Genomic DNA, 17,687 nt, shown 5'->3' on the forward strand with positions numbered 1-17,687 from the left:
TTACAAATCCCAAATACTTATATTTTTCATATCAATTTAGTTATATTTTTGAAATTTATTGTTGACAGATTCATCAAAAGATTTATGATAACAGTAACAGAACTTATGGAACCTGCAGAACCTTCAAAGGAGGAAAGCCCATATGACCACCAGACAGCTTTACTATCTTGTAACCATTGCCGACCAGGGAAGCCTTTCCGGAGCGTCCCGGGTACTTGGCATATCTCAGCCTGCGCTCAGCAAATTTCTTTCTGAATATGAATCGTCTCTGGGCTTTCTGCTGTTTCTACGCTATCACCGTCAGCTTACCCCAACTGCAGTGGGGCGTTATGTCATCGATGCTGCCCAGAAAATCCTGGATGAGCAGACAAGAATGCTTCAGAGTATGAGAGCTGTTACCGATTCCGATCATACCTTAATCCGGCTGGCTACCGCACCGAACCGGGGGGCTATTATCTACAGTCAGGTTTATAACCCCTTCTCCCGCCGTTACCCGGACATTACCCTGTCCCTGACAGAGCTTTATGCCAGCGAACAGCCGGGAGCTATCCAGCACGGTCAGATTGATCTTGCCATTGGTTCCGGAAAAACCTCTGACAAAACCACGGATCTTCCCTTTGCCCGTGAAGAACTGCTGATCTCTCTTCCAGTTTCTCACCCTCTATCTGGCCAAGAAAGCATTCGTCTGTCTGACCTGCGTGATACTCCATTTGTGCTTCAGGGACATAGGCACAGTATTCGTATTCTCGCAGAGGAGTTGTTTGAACAAGCGGGCTTCAGCCCCGTTGTAACCTTCGAATCCAATGATGTTATGCTGGTAGACTCCATGCTTCATCAGGCAGTTGGCGTTGGTCTTGTTTCCCAGGCTCATGTTTTCCCATGCGAGGAGCTTGTTTACCGTCCCCTCACCCCACCTGTTTATCAGACCCTGCACATCCGTTACCCGGCAGAGCATACGCTTACAGAGCCAGAACGATATCTTGCCGGACTTTTGATGAGAGAACGCCTTGCCGACAAACGTTACCAGCCGATTCCCAGTCCGGAAGCTGAAGAAATGATCCGCCTGACGGAGCATCCCCTCACTAAGGAACCTACAGGCTCCTACGAAATACCAGGTGAATCCCCAGCCGCTGCCCTGTCAGAGACTTATCCCCACAAATCCAGGCAGACCTATCACAGTGCTCCGCAGATTAGCCTGAATCCGCAGCTTCTCCGTTATATTATCGCCATTGTTGATGAAAAAAGCCTCAGCAAAGCTGCGGAGCGTTTTTATCTGACACAGCCTGCACTTTCCCGCTGCCTCCGCAATGCAGAGGATATGCTTTGTACCAGGCTTTTTACGCGGATTCACAACCGGCTTCAGCCTACCAATGCCGGAAAAATATTTGTAAACTTTGCCCGCAACATGCTTTTGATTGATTCTGAAATGGAAGAGCATATTCTTGCCTACCGCCAGGGGCATGGAGGCCACCTTCATCTGCAGTGCGATTCCTCTGTCGCTCCCATGATCCGGAATCAAATCTGCAATTCCTTCTCCCTTCTCTGCCCTAATGTCAGTCTGTCTGTCAGCGAAAACAGCAGAGATAAAATTGAAGAATCCCTGCTTAATGCATCTGCAGATCTGGGCATCTATTTTTCCAGCCAGGAAGTTCATCCTATTCTGGAGAGCAGAATCCTGGCCAGAACAAACCTGGTCTACTGCTGCGGCAACACAAGAGAAAACCCCTTAAGGATCATGACTGCCCTGCCAAATACCGCCTTTTATCAGGAACAGATGAGACTCTTTGACGAACAAAGTGAAGGTTCCCGAAGCATTGTGTGTGAATCGGAGCTTTCTATTTTGAGATTTCTTGCCGCCGTAGGAGCAGCCGACACGATTCTCCCTGCAGATCTGGTTCCGGAGGAAGCGAAGGAACGCTGTATGGATTTTTCACAGCCTCAGAACTACTATCTCCTCATGGTCTCACACCCAGGGCGTACCCTTCCCCCATCCGTCAGGGATCTGACTCATCTCCTGTATGATACCTTTGAAAACTGGTTTTTTCACTGTACTGCCAGATAAAAAGGGACTCTCTCGCGGGGTTCTCCGCCTGCGGCGGATCGTCTCATCAGCCCAATTCTCTTCCAACCCATGGCGATCCTCGCGGCCCGTTTTTATGTCATAGGACGCACTTTCCTATGACAAAACATAGGACTGCCGCAAAACAATTTTTCCTGTTTTGCGGCAGTCCCATTGGTTATCTCTTATTTCACAAACATAGACATCAGAATCTCTTTCTGGTTATTTTCAGGACGCTCCAAAACCTCCTGAAGCATCTTGTTCAGGATTTCTCCCATATCCTTTCCCGGCCGGACACCGGCGCTCATCAAATCCCGGCCATTCACAGCCAAATGCTTCAGATCCAGGCAGTCCCCGGCTGCGCGAATCTCTTTTGTCAGACAAAGAATCTCGTCCCCGTACTGATTCAGCTCCACCAGCGCATCCCAGACCTCCGGCTCCATTTTGCTCATAGCACGACGGACAGACGGCGCCTCTGGAAGAAGTTTTTCTCCGCACCAGGATGTCAGCGTTTTCACCCGTCCAATCGTTTCATTGTCCAGCTTCAGATCCCGGAGAATTTTTCCTCCAGCTCGAACTGCCTTTTCCCGTTCTTCGCAAAAATTTTTCCCTGCTGCTTTCTCACAGGATAAATCGGTCTGCCAGGAATCCTGCTCCGTCGGACATGCGCACCGGAGAAATGCCGCCCAGCGCACATACTTTTCTTTGGGCAGAGCAGGGGAAATCTCCGCCTTCTCCCAGGGAAGGCAGGAAAATTCTTCTGACACATACCGGCTGATTTCAGTCTCATATACCTGACGAATCTGCTCCGGATGATCCGAACACAAAAGCTTAGTCAGTTCCATCTGAACCCGCTCCCGGCTGACCTTAGCCAGATTCGGCGCAATCCGGGTAATCGCTTCTCTGGTTTTTTCCTCTATGGAAAAATCAAGCTGGGCAGAAAAACGAATCGCACGGAGGATCCGCAGCGCGTCCTCTTCGAACCGCTCCATAGGCTCTCCTACACAGCGAATCACTCGCTTTTTCAGATCCTCCATTCCGCCGAATGCATCCACAATTCCTGTTTCATGGCTGTATGCCATAGCATTGATAGTAAAATCACGGCGTTTCAGATCCTCCAGAAGATCTGAGGTGAATTCCACCTGTCTGGGATGACGTCCATCCTCATACTCGCCGTCAATCCGGTAAGTTGTTACTTCATAACCTGTTCTCTCCAGCATAACCGTCACAGTTCCATGCTGAATTCCCGTATCAATGGTCCGGCGAAACAGAGCCTTCACCTGCTCCGGTCTGGCAGAGGTGGTAATATCCCAGTCCCCTGGCGTTCTTCCCAGAAGGGTATCCCGGACACACCCGCCTACGGCAAAAGCCTCATACCCGTTCTGATTCAGTTTTCCAATAATATACTCCACATGGGAGGGAATCTGTATCCGCATAATCCTCCATTGCAACAGTTCAGAACGGCTTATATTTCACATTGGAGGAATCTCCAATGCTTCTTGTTCGGCAAAGCTGAATAATAAGCTGCCCCGTCCTAAACAATTATGATTCTTTATTAATATGCGCGTCCCCAGTAAACCATCTTTGTTGCCGGCTTACCGCAGCAAACACATTTATCAGACAGCTGCTCCTGCTTAAAGGGAATGCAGCGGGAGGTTGCTGCCGTAGCTTCCTTAATCTTATCCTCGCACTCCTTGCAGCCGCACCACATAGCCTTTACAAAGCCCGGCTTTTCATTGATGGTCTCTACAAACTCATCAAAATTGGTTGCCACATAGGTGTGAGCATCCCGGTGAGCTCTTGCTCTCTCCAGCATATCATGCTGAATAGTATCCAAAAGCTCTCCCACCTTCTCAGCAAGCTCATCCAGAGAAACCGTCAGCTTTTCATGGGTGTCACGGCGAACCAGAACAGCCACATTATTTTCAATATCTCTCGGTCCAATCTCTACACGAACCGGAATTCCGCGCATTTCAGACTCAGAGAACTTCCAGCCCGGGCTCTTATCAGAATCATCTACCTTTACACGGAAGCCAGAAAGAACGTCACAAAGCTCAAAGGCCTTATCGAGAACGCCTTCCTTCTGCTGCTGAACCGGAACGATCATAACCTGAACCGGCGCAATTCTCGGCGGCAGAACAAGGCCATTATTGTCACCGTGTACCATGATCAGAGCGCCAATCATACGGGTAGTCATACCCCAGGAGGTCTGGTGCACATACTGCAGAGTATTGTCCTTTGCTGCATACTGAATACCAAATGCCTTTGCAAATCCGTCGCCAAAGTTATGGCTGGTACCGGACTGCAGAGCCTTTCCGTCATGCATCAGGGACTCAATGGTATAGGTTGCCTCTGCTCCTGCAAATTTTTCCTTCTCTGTCTTCTGACCCTTAATTACCGGAATTGCCAGAACCTCTTCACAGAAATCTGCATAGAGATTCAGCATCTGAATGGTACGCTCCTCTGCTTCCTCAGCAGTCGCATGAGCAGTGTGACCCTCCTGCCATAAGAATTCTCTGGAACGCAGGAAGGGACGGGTTGTCTTCTCCCAGCGAACAACAGAGCACCACTGATTATAAACCTTTGGCAGATCCCGATAGGAATGAATATCCTTTGCATAAAAATCGCAGAACAGAGTTTCAGAGGTCGGACGTACACACATCCGCTCCTGCAGCGGATCCAGACCGCCATGAGTTACCCAGGCTACCTCCGGGGCAAAGCCTTCCACATGATCCTTTTCCTTCTGAAGCAGGCTTTCCGGGATAAACAGAGGCATATATACGTTCTGCACACCTGTCTCCTTAAAACGGCGATCCAGCTCCTTCTGAATATTTTCCCAAATTGCATAGCCAGCTGGCTTAATTACCATACAGCCCTTTACACTTGCATAGTCACACAGCTCTGCTTTCTTCACCACATCGGTATACCACTGGGCAAAATCTACGTCCATAGATGTGATGGCTTCTACCAGTTTCTTTTCCTTTGCCATAATTTCCTCCTAATGAATAAAAAGATGCTCCCTGCGAATTTCCTATAAAACAAGAAAGAAGCTCCCTGCGAGCTTCCCCGCCTGCGGCGGGTTGCTTCTGCGACAAAATTCCCTTCCGCCGCATGGCGATCCCCGCGGAGCGTTTTTATGTCATAGGATGAACTTTCCTATGACATAAAAAATCATCCGATCCTCTGCCGTCTGACCTGACGACAAGGGACCGAATGATCAGATAAATTCGGCGGTACCACCCTGCTTAGTATTCCGAAATCCGGGAAAATCCGTTTCGGATACTCTCTCTTTTTCCATTAACGCCGGAATCCGCGCCGCAGTTCACTGCGGAACTCCAGGGCCGGTTCAGCTTCCAGTGACACAAGAGCCTTCCACCATATAGCTCTCTCTCTGAATGTGTATGCAGGCCTACTAATCCCCTTCACAGTCGATTTTTTCCTTTTGTATGGGCAGCTCTTTCTGCCCGTGTATGCTTGATTCTACGCCATTTTTTAGTGCTTGTCAAGCAGTTCTCGTCCTATTTCCGGCTTTCCTCATAACACTTGCGCACAGCCTGAGCCAGCTGATCTGCGCAAGAGGTATTCCGGAAACCGCAAGTATTTCCCTTTAAATATCCTTCAATCTGCTCCACCGTCATTCCATCTACCAGCTTGCTGACAGCCTTCAGATTTCCGTTGCAGCCTCCGGTAAAGGCCACATTTTTAACCACATCCCCTTCCAAATCAAACGTAATCATTCTTGCACAAACATTTTGGGGTCTTACTTCGTATCTCATAATTTTGTCTCCTCTGTATTCTTAGTCATTGTCCGGCAGCAGCTTGATCCGAACCATAATATTTTTCACTACCGCACCTTCCGGCAGATCCATATCCTCCACATGAGTCTGGCCTGGAAAATCTCCGCCGTCCTCCAGCTCTACCAGAAGCCAGTTGTAGGCTGCGTCTCTCGCATCCTCGATAGCGTCCTCCAAATCCGGTCCATCTGCTTCGCAGCACTCCAAATCCGGAAATACTGCATGATATCCTTTTCCATCCTTATGGGGTGTAAACACCGCCGGGTAAGTAAATGTCATCTCATTTTGCCTCCTGTTCTATCTGATTCTATCTTATTTTCAGTATTCTTCCGCTTCCTGCCGTTTTTCTGTGTTTTCTCCGTTCCTCATTATACGACAAATTTCGTCATCTGTAAACGTCCCCAAAACTATGCTATAATAAAAAGAACAAACTACCAAACAAGAAAAGGAGTGTGAAGCCCCTATGAAGCTTTTGGCTGATCTGTTTTTGACCTTTACAAACATCGGTCTGTTTACCTTCGGTGGCGGATATGCCATGCTTTCTATGATTGAACATCACTGTGTAGAACAGAAAAAATGGATCACCCATGATGAAATGATGAATATTACTGTCATTGCAGAATCCACCCCCGGCCCCATTGCCATTAACTGCGCAACCTTTACCGGATACCGGCAGGCCGGTTTATTGGGCGCTCTTGCCGCTACCCTGGGCATTGTTTTTCCATCCTTTGCCATAATCTATATTATTTCCCAATTTCTGGATCACTTTCTGGAAATTCCCCTCATTGCCCACGCCTTTCAGGGAATTAAAATAGGCGCAGGACTTTTGATTCTGGATGCAGCCGCTGTTATGATTCAGAAAATGCCTAAAAAGCTGCTTCCCAGAGCCATCATGGTCTTCTCAGCGGCAGCCATGCTGATGATTTCTGCTTTTTCCTGGAACTTTTCCTCCATCAGCCTGATGATGACTGCAGCTGCTGTCAGTCTTTGTGTCTTTCTTTTCAAAGACTCAGCCCCCAAAAAAGGAGGTGCCGCCTCTTGATTTACTGGAGTTTATTTTGGGGATTTCTGCAGATCGGCTGTTTTTCCTTCGGAGGCGCCTACGGTGCCATTCCCCTGATCCGCGACCTGGTATTGTCCCGGGGCTGGCTTGAGGAGGATGCTCTGACTTATATGATTGCAGTAAGTGAAAGCACGCCGGGGCCCATTATGGTCAATCTGGCTACTTATATCGGAAGCAGCCAGGCTGGTTTCTTTGGCGCTGTCATTGCCACCCTGGCCGTTGTGCTTCCCTCCTTTTTGATTATTCTGCTGATCACTGCAGTTTTAAAAACAGCACTGAAAAACAAATACTTTCAGGCTGTTCTCCAGGGACTTAAGCCCTGCGTCATCGGCATCGTTCTGGCTGCCGGAATCCAGATGACCGCCCGATGCTGCATAAGACTGGAAAATGTCCCCTGCAAATCCATGTTCCTGCGCCCCGACGGAATTTTAATTGCTGCTCTTCTGTGGGCTGCCATGCTGCTCAGCAAAAAATTGCGGAAAAAGAAGCTGTCCCCTATTCAGCTTATTCTGCTTTCTGTTCTGGCAGGAATCATATTTTACAGCTAAGAAATGCCACTGCCTGAATATTACTCATAAAAAAGAAAGAAGGTTTCCCTATGATACAGGATATTGCACCGCACCATTTTGACAACGCTTACCGGCCTGCGCCGCCATCTCCAGACAGCTATGCCCTCTGTTTTCAGGAACGAAGAGCCCTGCTGCTTCGCAAAGAAGATGGCTCCTTTGACTTCCCCCGTTTCCGGGATTTGGAAAAGGAAAACGAAGATATTTACCAGAACAGTACCTACCTCTTCGCAGTTGACGGTCAGACCTTTTATCTGCTCCAGAACCTCAGCATTCCGGCGCCCTCCGGCTTCTCCCTGGAAAATATCCAGTTTTTCCGCAGCGCCGCTCCCCGCCACCTGGCTTTTGCCGGGATCACAGGGTATCAGCTTTCCCAGTGGTATGAAAGCCGCCGCTGGTGCGGACGATGCGGTTCTCCCCTCCAGCATGATGAGAAGGAGAGAATGATGCGCTGCCCCAAGTGCGGTCAGATGGAATATCCCAAAATCTGCCCTGCAGTCATCATTGCTGTGACAGACAAAAACCGCCTGCTGCTGTCCAAATATGCTGGACGCACCTACAAGCGGTATGCACTTCTGGCCGGATTTACAGAAATTGGAGAAACTCTGGAAGAAACTGTAAAACGTGAGGTTATGGAGGAGGTCGGTTTAAAGGTCACCAATATCCGATATTACAAAAGTCAGCCCTGGTCCTTTTCTGATACTCTGCTGGCAGGCTTCTTCTGTGATCTGGAAGAACCGGGGCAAATTCGTCTGGATGAAAATGAACTTGCTCTGGCCGAATGGTTTGAACGGGAGGACATTCCCCTGGAAGATGACGAGCACGCCAGCCTGACTCACGAAATGATCCGGTATTTCCACGATCAGGAATCGCGATAAGCCGCTTCTGTCAAATCCTCAATCAAAAGCAATCCCAAAGGCCCCAGAAAAAAACCGGCAATTCCAAACAGCTCCAGCCCCACATACATGGCCATAAGATTTTCCAGGGGAGACAGGCCCACCTGGCTCCCCATCATTCTGGCCTCCAAAAATTCCCGAAGCAGATAACAGATTCCATACAGAACCAGAAGCGCCAAACCGCCCTTCCATTTTCCCATAAAGAAATTTATAAGAGCCCAGGGAATCAGCACCGTCCCTGTCCCAAGAACAGGAAGCGCATCCAAAAGCCCTATCCCTGTCCCAAGCAGAAAATAATAGGGATTTTTCATCAGCCACAAACCGGCTGTACATACAGAAGCAGTCAGCACCAGTATCACCCCCTGAGTTTTCAGCCACGCACTGACTGTCCCAGACAGCCTCCTCACAATAATTTCGTATTCCCTATAAAACATGGATTTCTCCATTCTGACCTTCCATGCATCCATCTCCTGAAGACAAAGCCCTGTAGATACCAAAAGAAGCAGCAAACATACACTGCATCCAATTCCCAGCTTTAACATCAGCAGGGAATTGCTCATCAGATAAGGAACCGCGCCGTCTGTCACCACCGTCAGCAGCCCTCTCAACATTCTTCGCATCAAAAAAACCAGAACATTGCTTTTCAGGCACAGTATTTCCTCCATGCTGTGGCACACTGCCGTCAGCCATACGTCCAGCTTCTCTATCCAGCCCGGAGCTGCAGACAGCAGCAGGGCCATTTCCCTACACAGCTTCTGCCCGCCGCTGTAGACGGCAACTCCCAGAACCGCCAGTACAGCCAAAAGCTCCAGTACACCTGCTGCCCCCAGCGGTATTTTGTATTCCCTTCCACGAAAGCAAAGGCGGCACCGCTCTTGCAGCCACCGGGCAGATGGCCGCAGCGCCGCAGCAATTCCCCAGGACAGCAAAAAGGGAATCACAAGAGGCAGAAGGAAGCGAAAGCTTCCATAGACTGCTCCTGTCATTCCCATAATTATAAAAATTTTCTTCAGTTTCTTATTCGGCTTACCCATGGACTCACCTGTTTCTGTTTTGTACTTCCTTTGTACTAATCCTAGTATAGCCCAATTCTTTGATTTTATAAGCCGCTTAGAAACTTTTTATAATTCCATTTTTTTACGGTGAAGCTCAGATGAGCTATTAATGTTTATCAAATTAAACTAAATGCTTGTCTGCATAGTCCATAACGCAGTTCCAGTCATATTCATCCAAGTCATGATTTCCTGTCTTAAAGTGATATCCAATTTCTCCATCATGAACTGGCCGTTCAGGCTTTGGCTGCTTTATCAAAGGCATTCCAGTTTTTCCCAAAAGGCGATACACAGGAGTTGCCTGTACCAGTGACTCAAACTGTCCTGCCGGATCTGCCCAGCTGTCAAAGGTTTTCGATGTAGTATATACCAGTCTGGGGGCTGCCAGAGCAATCAGCATGTGCTGATCAAACGGCATCGCATCCTCATTCTCCGCATATTTCTGATAATTACGGCAAAACCAATAAGGAAATCTTGTGACAATATCCTTGATTCGTTCCCCTTTAGACTGACGAGCCAGCGCATCTCCCGAATTGCCTGCACAGCTGCTGAGAGCCATGGCAAAACGCTGATCCTGCGCCAGTGTCCAAAGCGCCGTCTTTCCGCCTCTGGAATGGCCTGCAACTACCGCTCTTTTTTCATTAATCAACGGCTCCTGTTCAAAATAATCCATCATTCGGCTGGCTCCCCAGGACCATGCACTGAGCGCTCCCCAGGCATCATCTGGTCTGTTTTCTTTCAGTTCCGGAAACAGTTTGTGGAAGCCCATAGAAAATCCCTCATCATAATCAGGTGCAATATCCTGAGTCAATATTACTGCAGCCGCATATCCTCTGGATACCATTGTTTCTGCTGGCCAGAAGGGACTTAAAAAGTGACGTGCCGGATCCCCATCCTTAATTCCCCGGTTGCAAATCGTCAAAAGCACAGGAACCGGTTTTTCCTGCTCTGCCGGAATAAACACGACTGCCGGAAAGCTAAAATGAATCCCGTTTCTCACTGCAGTAATTTCAATCGTTCTGCGGATCGCCCTTCCTTCCATAATTTCTTTTCCCTGTCTGGAATCTGCTATCCGAATATCAATGGAAACATCACTCATATCCGGCAGTCTTCCATATTCTTCCCGTTTCAGCATATCCAAAATCTCTGGTCTGCGCTTTTCAAACCATACTTTTTCAGAAGTCACCGGCGTTCCATCCAGGCAAGTCAGTAAATCAGGAAGATGCCTTCCACAATCAGGTGCTTGATACATATTCAATTCCTCCTTTATCAACTCTTTTTTTGCATTTTTGTTTCTGTAGGCGAATGTCCAAACCATTTTTTAAAGACCTGAAAAAAATACGTATAATCATGATAGCCCAGCATTTCTGCCACCTCATATACCTTATTCTGAGGATCCTGAAGCAGCCGTTTAGCCATATTCATTTTCACCATAGTCAGGTACGTTAAAAATCCAATCCCTACCTCTCTCTTAAACAGCTTGCTGAACCACGATGTTGAAATAGAAAGCTCTTCACAAATCACGCCCAAAGACAGCTCACTATACAAATTTTCATCGATATATTCCAGCGCAGTACGTACAGCGGGAGAATAACTGCCCTTCCTGTTTCTAATATCCAGAAGCTGCCGCTGGAGACTGCCCTCCGTCTCTTCTTCATGGGGAAATACCTGCTCTTTTTTCTCCCTGAACCGTATCTTTTCGATACTTTTTTCTAAATCCTCTGCAGAAACCGGCTTCGTAAGAAAATCACTGACACCGTATTGAATAGCCTTACGAGCATACTCAAACTCTTCATATCCTGTTATAATAATAAATTTCCCCGGATACCCCTGCTGAGTCAGTAATCGAATCAATTCCAAACCATTGTATCCTGGCATCCGAATGTCAGTAACAACAAGGTCTGGCCGAAACTCCCGGATTTTTTCCAATCCCTCATAACCATCACTGGCAGTTCCTACCACCTGACACCCCAGTCTTTCCCAATCTGTTGTTTTTACCAACGCCTGAACCGCCATCTGATTATCATCAATGATAATGACCGTATTCGTTTTCATTACCGCCTTTCCGTTCCCCCCTTTCCCTGCAGGGCAGATCTACCAGCACTTCTGTGTACACAGAAGGCTCTGACTGAATATGAAGCCCGTACTCTTTTCCATACAATAAATGAATCCGTTTATTCACATTCCAGATTCCGATTCTCTTTTCTGACAGGCTTCGCTCCCGAATTTCCTTCAACCGTTCTGGAGAAATTCCCGCTCCGTCATCCCATATTGTGATGCAGAGATTGTCCTTTTCCCGGAAGGTTCGGACTCTTATTGTACAGACGCCTATTTTATTTTCCATTCCATGTACCAGTGAATTTTCGACCAAAGGCTGAAGGACAAAGGTAGGAATCATCATCTGACTGAGTTCTTCATCCAAATCATATTCCACCTTTAATCTTCCCTGATAAATTTCCTGGTTCAGCTGTAAATAATTATCAATATAATTTAATTCATCCTGTAAGGTACAAAACACCTCTGTACGTTCAATATTTGATCGATACAGCCGCGCCAGCTTCATTACCATACTGCCCACTTCACTGTCTCCATTTAGCAATGCCAGTGCATGAACCGACTGTAGCGTATTAAACAGAAAATGAGGATTTACCTGGGCCTGAAGCACATGGTACTGAAACTGCAGCATCTGGTAGTGGGCTTCCTGCCTTTGTTTTTCACTTTCCGCAGTTTTTTTCATTAATTCCTGAATTCTGCTGCTCATGTAATTAATATGGAACGCTATCATTCCCAATTCATCCTGAGACTTTATTCCACATACAGAAGAAAAATCTCCTGCCGCTACCCTATCAATATCATTCAGCAAAATCTGAAGCTTTTTTGCTGTTCCTAAAAATATCATGATAATACAACAGCCTGACAGGGATACTACCCCCAGCCCTAAAAACATCAGCGTCTCCATTACTTCCCGAAAACGTTCATGCTTTTTCTGTAAATCAACTACAGAAACCAGCTTTAGCGTATTCTGGAACAGTGTATATTCTGACATCACATACTGCTTTTCCCATCCCTCCAGCTGAAACCTGCCATTTTGATAAGATGCAGCTAACGCTTCCAGCTGATTGTCTGAAATATAGATAGGCGCTTCATTTTTGTCGTAAAGGATATAATATCCCACCTCTTTTAAATCATTATTTAAGAACAGATCTTCGATATCATCGATTTTTAAATCTGCCATAACATATCCGCAAAATTCCAGCTTGTCCATATGGAAGATCGCCCGGATTAAAATGATTCCTCCATTTCCATCACTGAGCCACATGGTTTTTCCAGGTACAGAATAACAATTATCATAGTCTGCCCCTTCAAAAATCTCTGTCAGCCTTTTTCTCGGGGGCAGCTTTCCGCTCCCCCTTACATACACATTTCCATTGTTGTCCAGCACTGCTGTCCATAAAATCTGATGCTGGTTATACGGCCAGTTTTCCAGTACCTTTCCAATCTCAAACCTGGCCTTCAGGCGTTTTGAGGTATCTCCTGAGTTATTTAACACATCCAGATTATCGGAAAAATTTTTGGATAAATCAACAGATAGAAATCCATTATTTTCCATTACATTTAAACGGCTGCTGATATTCTGCCGTAGCTGCTGGGACAATGCTTCTGCATTAGAAGTAATTTCCTCTTCCAGCTGCTCTGTGCTCATTTGATAAGTTGTCATAAGAAAAATACCAAAAATAGCAGCAACTGCAACTCCCAGAAGCATAATCTTGAAATAAATTGATTTCTGAAACTGAATGTTTTTGTGTAAATAACCCATATGCCAGCTACCCTTTCACAGCTCCAGAGGTAATTCCACTGATAATGTATTTCTGAAGACATAAATAAAGAATTAAAATCGGTATCATTGATAATAAGAATAACGCAAACGCCAATCCAAGTTCAATATTATTCTCTCCAAAAAAGAAATACTGCGTCAACGGAATGGTTCTTACCTCTTTCTTCTGCAGCAGAGTTAAAGACATCTGAAAATCATTCCATACATTTAATGCATTCAGCACCACAGATGTAAATATAATCGGCTTCATCAAAGGAAATACGATTTTCCAGAAGATCCCATACACACCAGCACCATCAATAGACGCTGCTTCCTCCAGCTCCCTTGGAATGCTTTTCACAAATCCCGATACAAGAAGAACGGTAAATGCTATCTGAAAAGATATTTTCACCAGTGTAAAACCATGAAGTGTATTCAGCAGCCCCCACTTCGCCATATCTACATACAAAGGGGTCATGATTGACTGGAACGGAATAATCATTGCTCCCAGAAAAATATAATAGATTGTGTTATAAAACCGATTATTCTTTCTTGCAATCATATAAGCAGCCATTGTACAAATAATGGTAATTACAACTACCGAAATTACTGTTGTAAAAAAGCTGTTCTTCAATGCCAGACCAAAATTGGAGGTTTCAATCGCATTGGTGAAATTTTCCCAATGTATTTCTTTCGGCCATGCCAATCGATTTGTCACCAGCTCCGGCTTTGATTTTACAGAATAAACCACTGCTATATAAAACGGACTGATTACCAGAAGTGTTACTGCAATTTTCAAAATCGCAGAAATCCAAGTTTTTATTTTTCCCATTATAATTCCACCTCCCTAGCGCGCAGCGCCTTTGAAAGTAAGGTACTGCAAAGAAAAATAGCCAGTGTAAATACAATCGCTATGGCCTGACCATATCCTGCTTTATTATATACAAACAGATTATTGTAAATAAGCATAGCAATCGTTTCTGAGGAGCGCCCCGGACCTCCGCCCGTAGCCGCCATAGGATAATCAAAAACCTTCATTCCCCATGCCAACAGCAATGTAAAATTGGCTGTAATGGCCGGACCAATTAAAGGAAGAGTAATGTTGGTAAATTTTTTCCATCTGGAACAACCCTCAATATCAGCTGCCTCATAATAATCCTTAGATACACCCTGAATCGCCGCAATATACACTACCATGCAGTATCCTGCATCTCTCCAAACAGAAATAATCGCCAATCCTACCATTACCCATGTTGTACTTCCTAAGGGACTGGGAATTCCTGTAAATTCATAAAGGACATCACTATATACATATCTCCAGATGTATGAAGACAATACAAGGCTTAAACAATAGGGTACAAAAATACAGGTTCTCAGTACACTGTTCAGCCTTGAGGTTTTTGAAATCATCAATGCAAATAAAAGTCCCAGAAAATTAGAGAAGAACATGGTCAATGCTGTGAATATCAGGGTATTCTTTGTAGCATTCCATACATTGGCATCCTTAAAAATTTTCAGATAATTGCTGATTCCATTAAATGTCTTTACTGGGCTTAAACCGTCCCATTTTGTAAAAGATATGGGAAAGCCCTGTAAAAATGGATATACAACAAATACAAGAAACAGAATCATTGCCGGTAAAATAAACGTAAACTCCTGTATCCTCTTTTTATAATTGTGTTTCATTCCTTCACTCCTTCTTGCTTATATGAAAATGCAGGACACCGGCGAAATATGGTGCCCGGTGTCCTGCTTCTTCAATCCTTATTCTTTATTCACGAATAGTTTCCATCTCTGCATCAATTTCCTTTATCAAGGATGGGACATCTCTTTCAGAATCATCTAGTGTCACAAAATACTGAAGTTTTGTCCGGAAAGCTGTAGAGAACTCAGACGTATAATCCGGTACCAGGCCCTTAGGAACAATTTTTCCAGAATCAATATAGGATTTGATTTCCTGGATAAATGCATCTGCATCATCAGTAGAAACATTTGTATTGCTGGACATTAATTTTGCTGTTTTCATCCAGATTTCAGATGCTTCGTCTGTTGCAAAGAAATTCAGCAGTTCTCTTACTTCTGCTTCATGCTCTGTTGTCTCTGAAACAATAAACACATCATCGATACCAATCCATAACTTTGCATCTTCCGGGTTATCTGACCAAGGAAGTGGGAACATACCAAAGTTTCCATCCGGACTTGCTGCCAGCACGTCTCCCATCAACCATCCGCCATTGATATACATTGGACGTTGTCCTGCTGCAAAATTCTGAATTCCCTGTGCCTGATCCACTGCAGAATCTCCGGCATCTTTATAAGATGCCATTTTAGAGAACATTTCAAAAGCATCTGCAACAATGGGATTATCAACCAGGTTTGCCTCTCCATTCTGGGACTTCAGCCACACCTGCTCATTTCCTGTTGCAGCTGCCATGGATGTAAAAAATGCATCCATCTCATGAAATACACCATGAATGAAATTATATGGATGTACCATCGGATAAATACCTGCTTCCATAAAGGTATCACAGACTTTGAAGAACTCATCCCTTGTTGTCGGAACCTCTAATCCATATTCCTCAAACATATCTTTATTATAGAAAACAGCTTTTACCTGTCCATCGATCGGGAAACCATATACGCCGCCATTTAAAGTACACTCATCCTTCAATACATCCAACGTATTTTCAAAACATTCCCAGTCTTTAATATCTTTAAAATAGCCTGCCTCCACAAACTCAGTCATGGTCTGCGGCTTTCCAAACATGATATCCGGTGCTTCTCCTGCTGCAATATAGTTTTTGTAGGTTGCAATATAAGAGGAAGAATTTACATTTTCAATATCAACCGTAATGTTTGGATGGCTCTCTTTAAACACGGCTAACATTTCGTCCAGAGCATCTCTCTTTGTCTGCTCTCCCATATAATGTACCAGACGAATAGTAACCGGTTCCTCCGAAGATGCACTTTCTTCAGCGGAAGACGCCTCCACCGCAGCTGCACTGGTCGCATCCTGTTTTGCTTCTGCAGAAGTTTCTTTTGCCGAACCTCCGCCGCAGGCAGTTAATCCTGCAGCCATTGCTGCTCCTAACAGGATTGAAGTTGCTTGTTTCCACTTTTTCATAATGATCCTCCTTTGCTTTGTTTTCACGCAATTACTATGGTTTTATTATAATAAAACGGTGATTATTTCAAAATATTGTTTTTTTGTCCTTATATAGTAGTTTTTTGTCTTATTTCTAATAATTTGCATGAAAGAGCAAAAAATTTCTTTCTTTTTTTATTTATTATGAATAAAACTAGTTTTTTCTATAAAAAAAAGCTTGAAAATGTGTATTCATTTCCATACACCTTTCCAAGCTCTGATTATCTATTCTTTTCCAGCCCTATTATCCCATCATCAAATATGCAAAGTATGCGGCGTAACACACCAACATAATAATTCCGTGACTTCTTACCAGCTTTTTCTTACCAGCTACGCAGACAAGAAGAAGCACTCCTGCGCCAATGGCAACTGCCGTATCAATCACAAAATTCGGTGCAAACTCAACCGGAAGAATTAACGCCGCCGTTCCCACAACAAACAGAATATTGAAAATATTGCTTCCTACGATATTTCCGATTGCAATATCTGCCTTTCCCTTGATTGCTGCAGAAACAGAGGTAAACAGCTCCGGCAGAGAAGTTCCAAGAGCCACAATCGTCAGTCCGATAAAACGCTCGCTTAAGCCTGCTGCTTTGGCAATCGCTGTTGCTGCATCTACCGTCACATCGCTTCCCAGAACAATCAGCACCAGCCCTACAATCGACAAAAGCACCAGCTTCCAGAACGGCTTTGCCTCCTCTGTTTCAACTACCTCCTGCTTATCTCGCATAGCCATTACAAAAAGATATCCCAGATACATTAAAAACAGAACCCAGAGAATCACGCCTTCCATAAAGCTTACCTGATTTCCTGTATAGCCCAGCGCCAGCAGCACTGCTGTGATAAACAGCATCCAGGGGATCTCATAGCGGATTGTAGATTTCGCCACCGCTACAGAAACAATTGCAGAAGTAATTCCAAGGATAATCAAAATATTTAAAATATTACTTCCTACGATATTTCCAATTGTAATCTCTGCACTGCCCTTCAAGGCTGCAGTAATGCTGACTGCCGCCTCCGGCGCGCTTGTTCCCATTGCCACAATCGTCAGACCAATCACCAGCTGAGGCACGCCAAGCTTATCTGCAATACCGGAAGAACCGTCCACAAACCAGTCGGCACCTTTTACCAACATAAAAAATCCCAGCGCCAGCAGCAATAACTGAATTACCATTTCCATCTCATTTCCTCCTCGTTTTCCATCGAATTTTCTGGTTTCTGCAGAGTTCTCACTTTTTTATTTCATAGGACGTAATTTCCTATGAATAAAAAAAGCGAGTCCCTCTGCTGAAATCAAG

The 17,687-nt window shown here is 45.3% G+C and carries 16 protein-coding genes and 1 other annotated feature; of the genes, 4 read left to right on the plus strand and 12 right to left on the minus strand.

Translation table 11 applies throughout. The annotated features are described in order from the left end of the window. Nucleotides 1-142: 142 nt before the first annotated feature. Complete coding sequence (locus ACESON_RS01530) at nt 143-2,062, plus strand: LysR substrate-binding domain-containing protein (RefSeq protein WP_177276122.1); 1,920 nt, start codon at nt 143-145, stop codon at nt 2,060-2,062. A gap of 182 nt (nt 2,063-2,244) precedes the next feature. Here the strand turns inward: ACESON_RS01530 and ACESON_RS01535 are convergent, their stop codons facing one another. The 4 genes from ACESON_RS01535 to ACESON_RS01550 form a co-directional block, all read right to left on the minus strand. Next, nucleotides 2,245-3,495, minus strand: coding sequence for a CCA tRNA nucleotidyltransferase (locus ACESON_RS01535; RefSeq protein WP_373108176.1), 1,251 nt, complete (start codon nt 3,493-3,495; stop codon nt 2,245-2,247). A 119-nt stretch (nt 3,496-3,614) separates the two neighbouring features. Continuing rightward, nucleotides 3,615-5,048 carry a proline--tRNA ligase gene (gene proS / locus ACESON_RS01540; protein WP_177958649.1) on the minus strand — a complete coding sequence of 478 codons (1,434 nt, stop codon included), beginning with the start codon at nt 5,046-5,048 and terminating at the stop codon, nt 3,615-3,617. A gap of 212 nt (nt 5,049-5,260) precedes the next feature. Continuing rightward, nucleotides 5,261-5,494 (minus strand) — a binding site (T-box leader). 83 nt (nt 5,495-5,577) lie between these two features. Beyond that, nucleotides 5,578-5,835, minus strand: a complete 258-nt coding sequence (locus ACESON_RS01545) for a TIGR03905 family TSCPD domain-containing protein (RefSeq protein ID WP_177276125.1) — start codon at nt 5,833-5,835, stop codon at nt 5,578-5,580. A gap of 21 nt (nt 5,836-5,856) precedes the next feature. Then, entirely contained in the window at nt 5,857-6,132 is a 276-nt protein-coding gene (locus ACESON_RS01550; protein ID WP_177276126.1) for a type II toxin-antitoxin system HicB family antitoxin, read from the minus strand. A gap of 184 nt (nt 6,133-6,316) precedes the next feature. Here ACESON_RS01550 and ACESON_RS01555 point away from each other — a divergent pair, with 184 nt between their 5' ends. The 3 genes from ACESON_RS01555 to nudC are packed head-to-tail and all read left to right on the plus strand — an operon-like array spanning nt 6,317 to nt 8,360. Then, nucleotides 6,317-6,895: a chromate transporter gene (locus ACESON_RS01555; protein WP_373108178.1), complete on the plus strand. Its 579-nt coding sequence runs from the start codon at nt 6,317-6,319 to the stop codon at nt 6,893-6,895. Further along, a complete protein-coding gene (locus ACESON_RS01560) occupies nt 6,892-7,464 on the plus strand; it encodes a chromate transporter (protein WP_373108179.1) in 573 nt (190 codons plus the stop codon). Before ACESON_RS01555 ends, ACESON_RS01560 begins: the two co-directional genes overlap by 4 nt. A 50-nt stretch (nt 7,465-7,514) precedes the next feature. Further along, nucleotides 7,515-8,360, plus strand: a complete 846-nt coding sequence (nudC, locus tag ACESON_RS01565; RefSeq protein WP_373108181.1) for an NAD(+) diphosphatase — start codon at nt 7,515-7,517, stop codon at nt 8,358-8,360. On the opposite strand, the gene ACESON_RS01570 is transcribed toward nudC, so the two are convergent. The 8 genes from ACESON_RS01570 to ACESON_RS01605 form a co-directional block, all read right to left on the minus strand. After that, nucleotides 8,345-9,412, minus strand: a complete 1,068-nt coding sequence (locus ACESON_RS01570; protein ID WP_373108182.1) for an AI-2E family transporter — start codon at nt 9,410-9,412, stop codon at nt 8,345-8,347. The two genes, nudC and ACESON_RS01570, sit on opposite strands and share 16 nt — an antisense overlap. 142 nt (nt 9,413-9,554) lie before the next feature. After that, nucleotides 9,555-10,682, minus strand: a complete 1,128-nt coding sequence (locus ACESON_RS01575; protein ID WP_373108183.1) for a prolyl oligopeptidase family serine peptidase — start codon at nt 10,680-10,682, stop codon at nt 9,555-9,557. Between the two features lie 17 nt (nt 10,683-10,699). Next, on the minus strand, nt 10,700-11,485 hold the full coding sequence (locus ACESON_RS01580; protein ID WP_177959897.1) for a response regulator: 786 nt from the start codon (nt 11,483-11,485) through the stop codon (nt 10,700-10,702). Further along, nucleotides 11,457-13,247 carry a sensor histidine kinase gene (locus ACESON_RS01585; RefSeq protein WP_373108185.1) on the minus strand — a complete coding sequence of 597 codons (1,791 nt, stop codon included), beginning with the start codon at nt 13,245-13,247 and terminating at the stop codon, nt 11,457-11,459. Before ACESON_RS01585 ends, ACESON_RS01580 begins: the two co-directional genes overlap by 29 nt. Before the next feature lie 7 nt (nt 13,248-13,254). Further along, nucleotides 13,255-14,076: an ABC transporter permease subunit gene (locus ACESON_RS01590; protein ID WP_177959895.1), complete on the minus strand. Its 822-nt coding sequence runs from the start codon at nt 14,074-14,076 to the stop codon at nt 13,255-13,257. Next, entirely contained in the window at nt 14,076-14,930 is an 855-nt protein-coding gene (locus ACESON_RS01595) for a carbohydrate ABC transporter permease (protein ID WP_373108188.1), read from the minus strand. Before ACESON_RS01595 ends, ACESON_RS01590 begins: the two co-directional genes overlap by 1 nt. 85 nt (nt 14,931-15,015) lie before the next feature. After that, nucleotides 15,016-16,368 (minus strand): ABC transporter substrate-binding protein, encoded by a 1,353-nt coding sequence (locus tag ACESON_RS01600; protein ID WP_373108189.1) that lies wholly within the window; start codon nt 16,366-16,368, stop codon nt 15,016-15,018. A gap of 265 nt (nt 16,369-16,633) precedes the next feature. Next, nucleotides 16,634-17,569: a calcium/sodium antiporter gene (locus tag ACESON_RS01605; protein ID WP_177276132.1), complete on the minus strand. Its 936-nt coding sequence runs from the start codon at nt 17,567-17,569 to the stop codon at nt 16,634-16,636. Between the last annotated feature and the right edge of the window lie 118 nt (nt 17,570-17,687).

Source organism: Lachnoclostridium sp. Marseille-P6806, assembly GCF_964238185.1.
Lineage (GTDB): Bacteria > Bacillota > Clostridia > Lachnospirales > Lachnospiraceae > Brotaphodocola.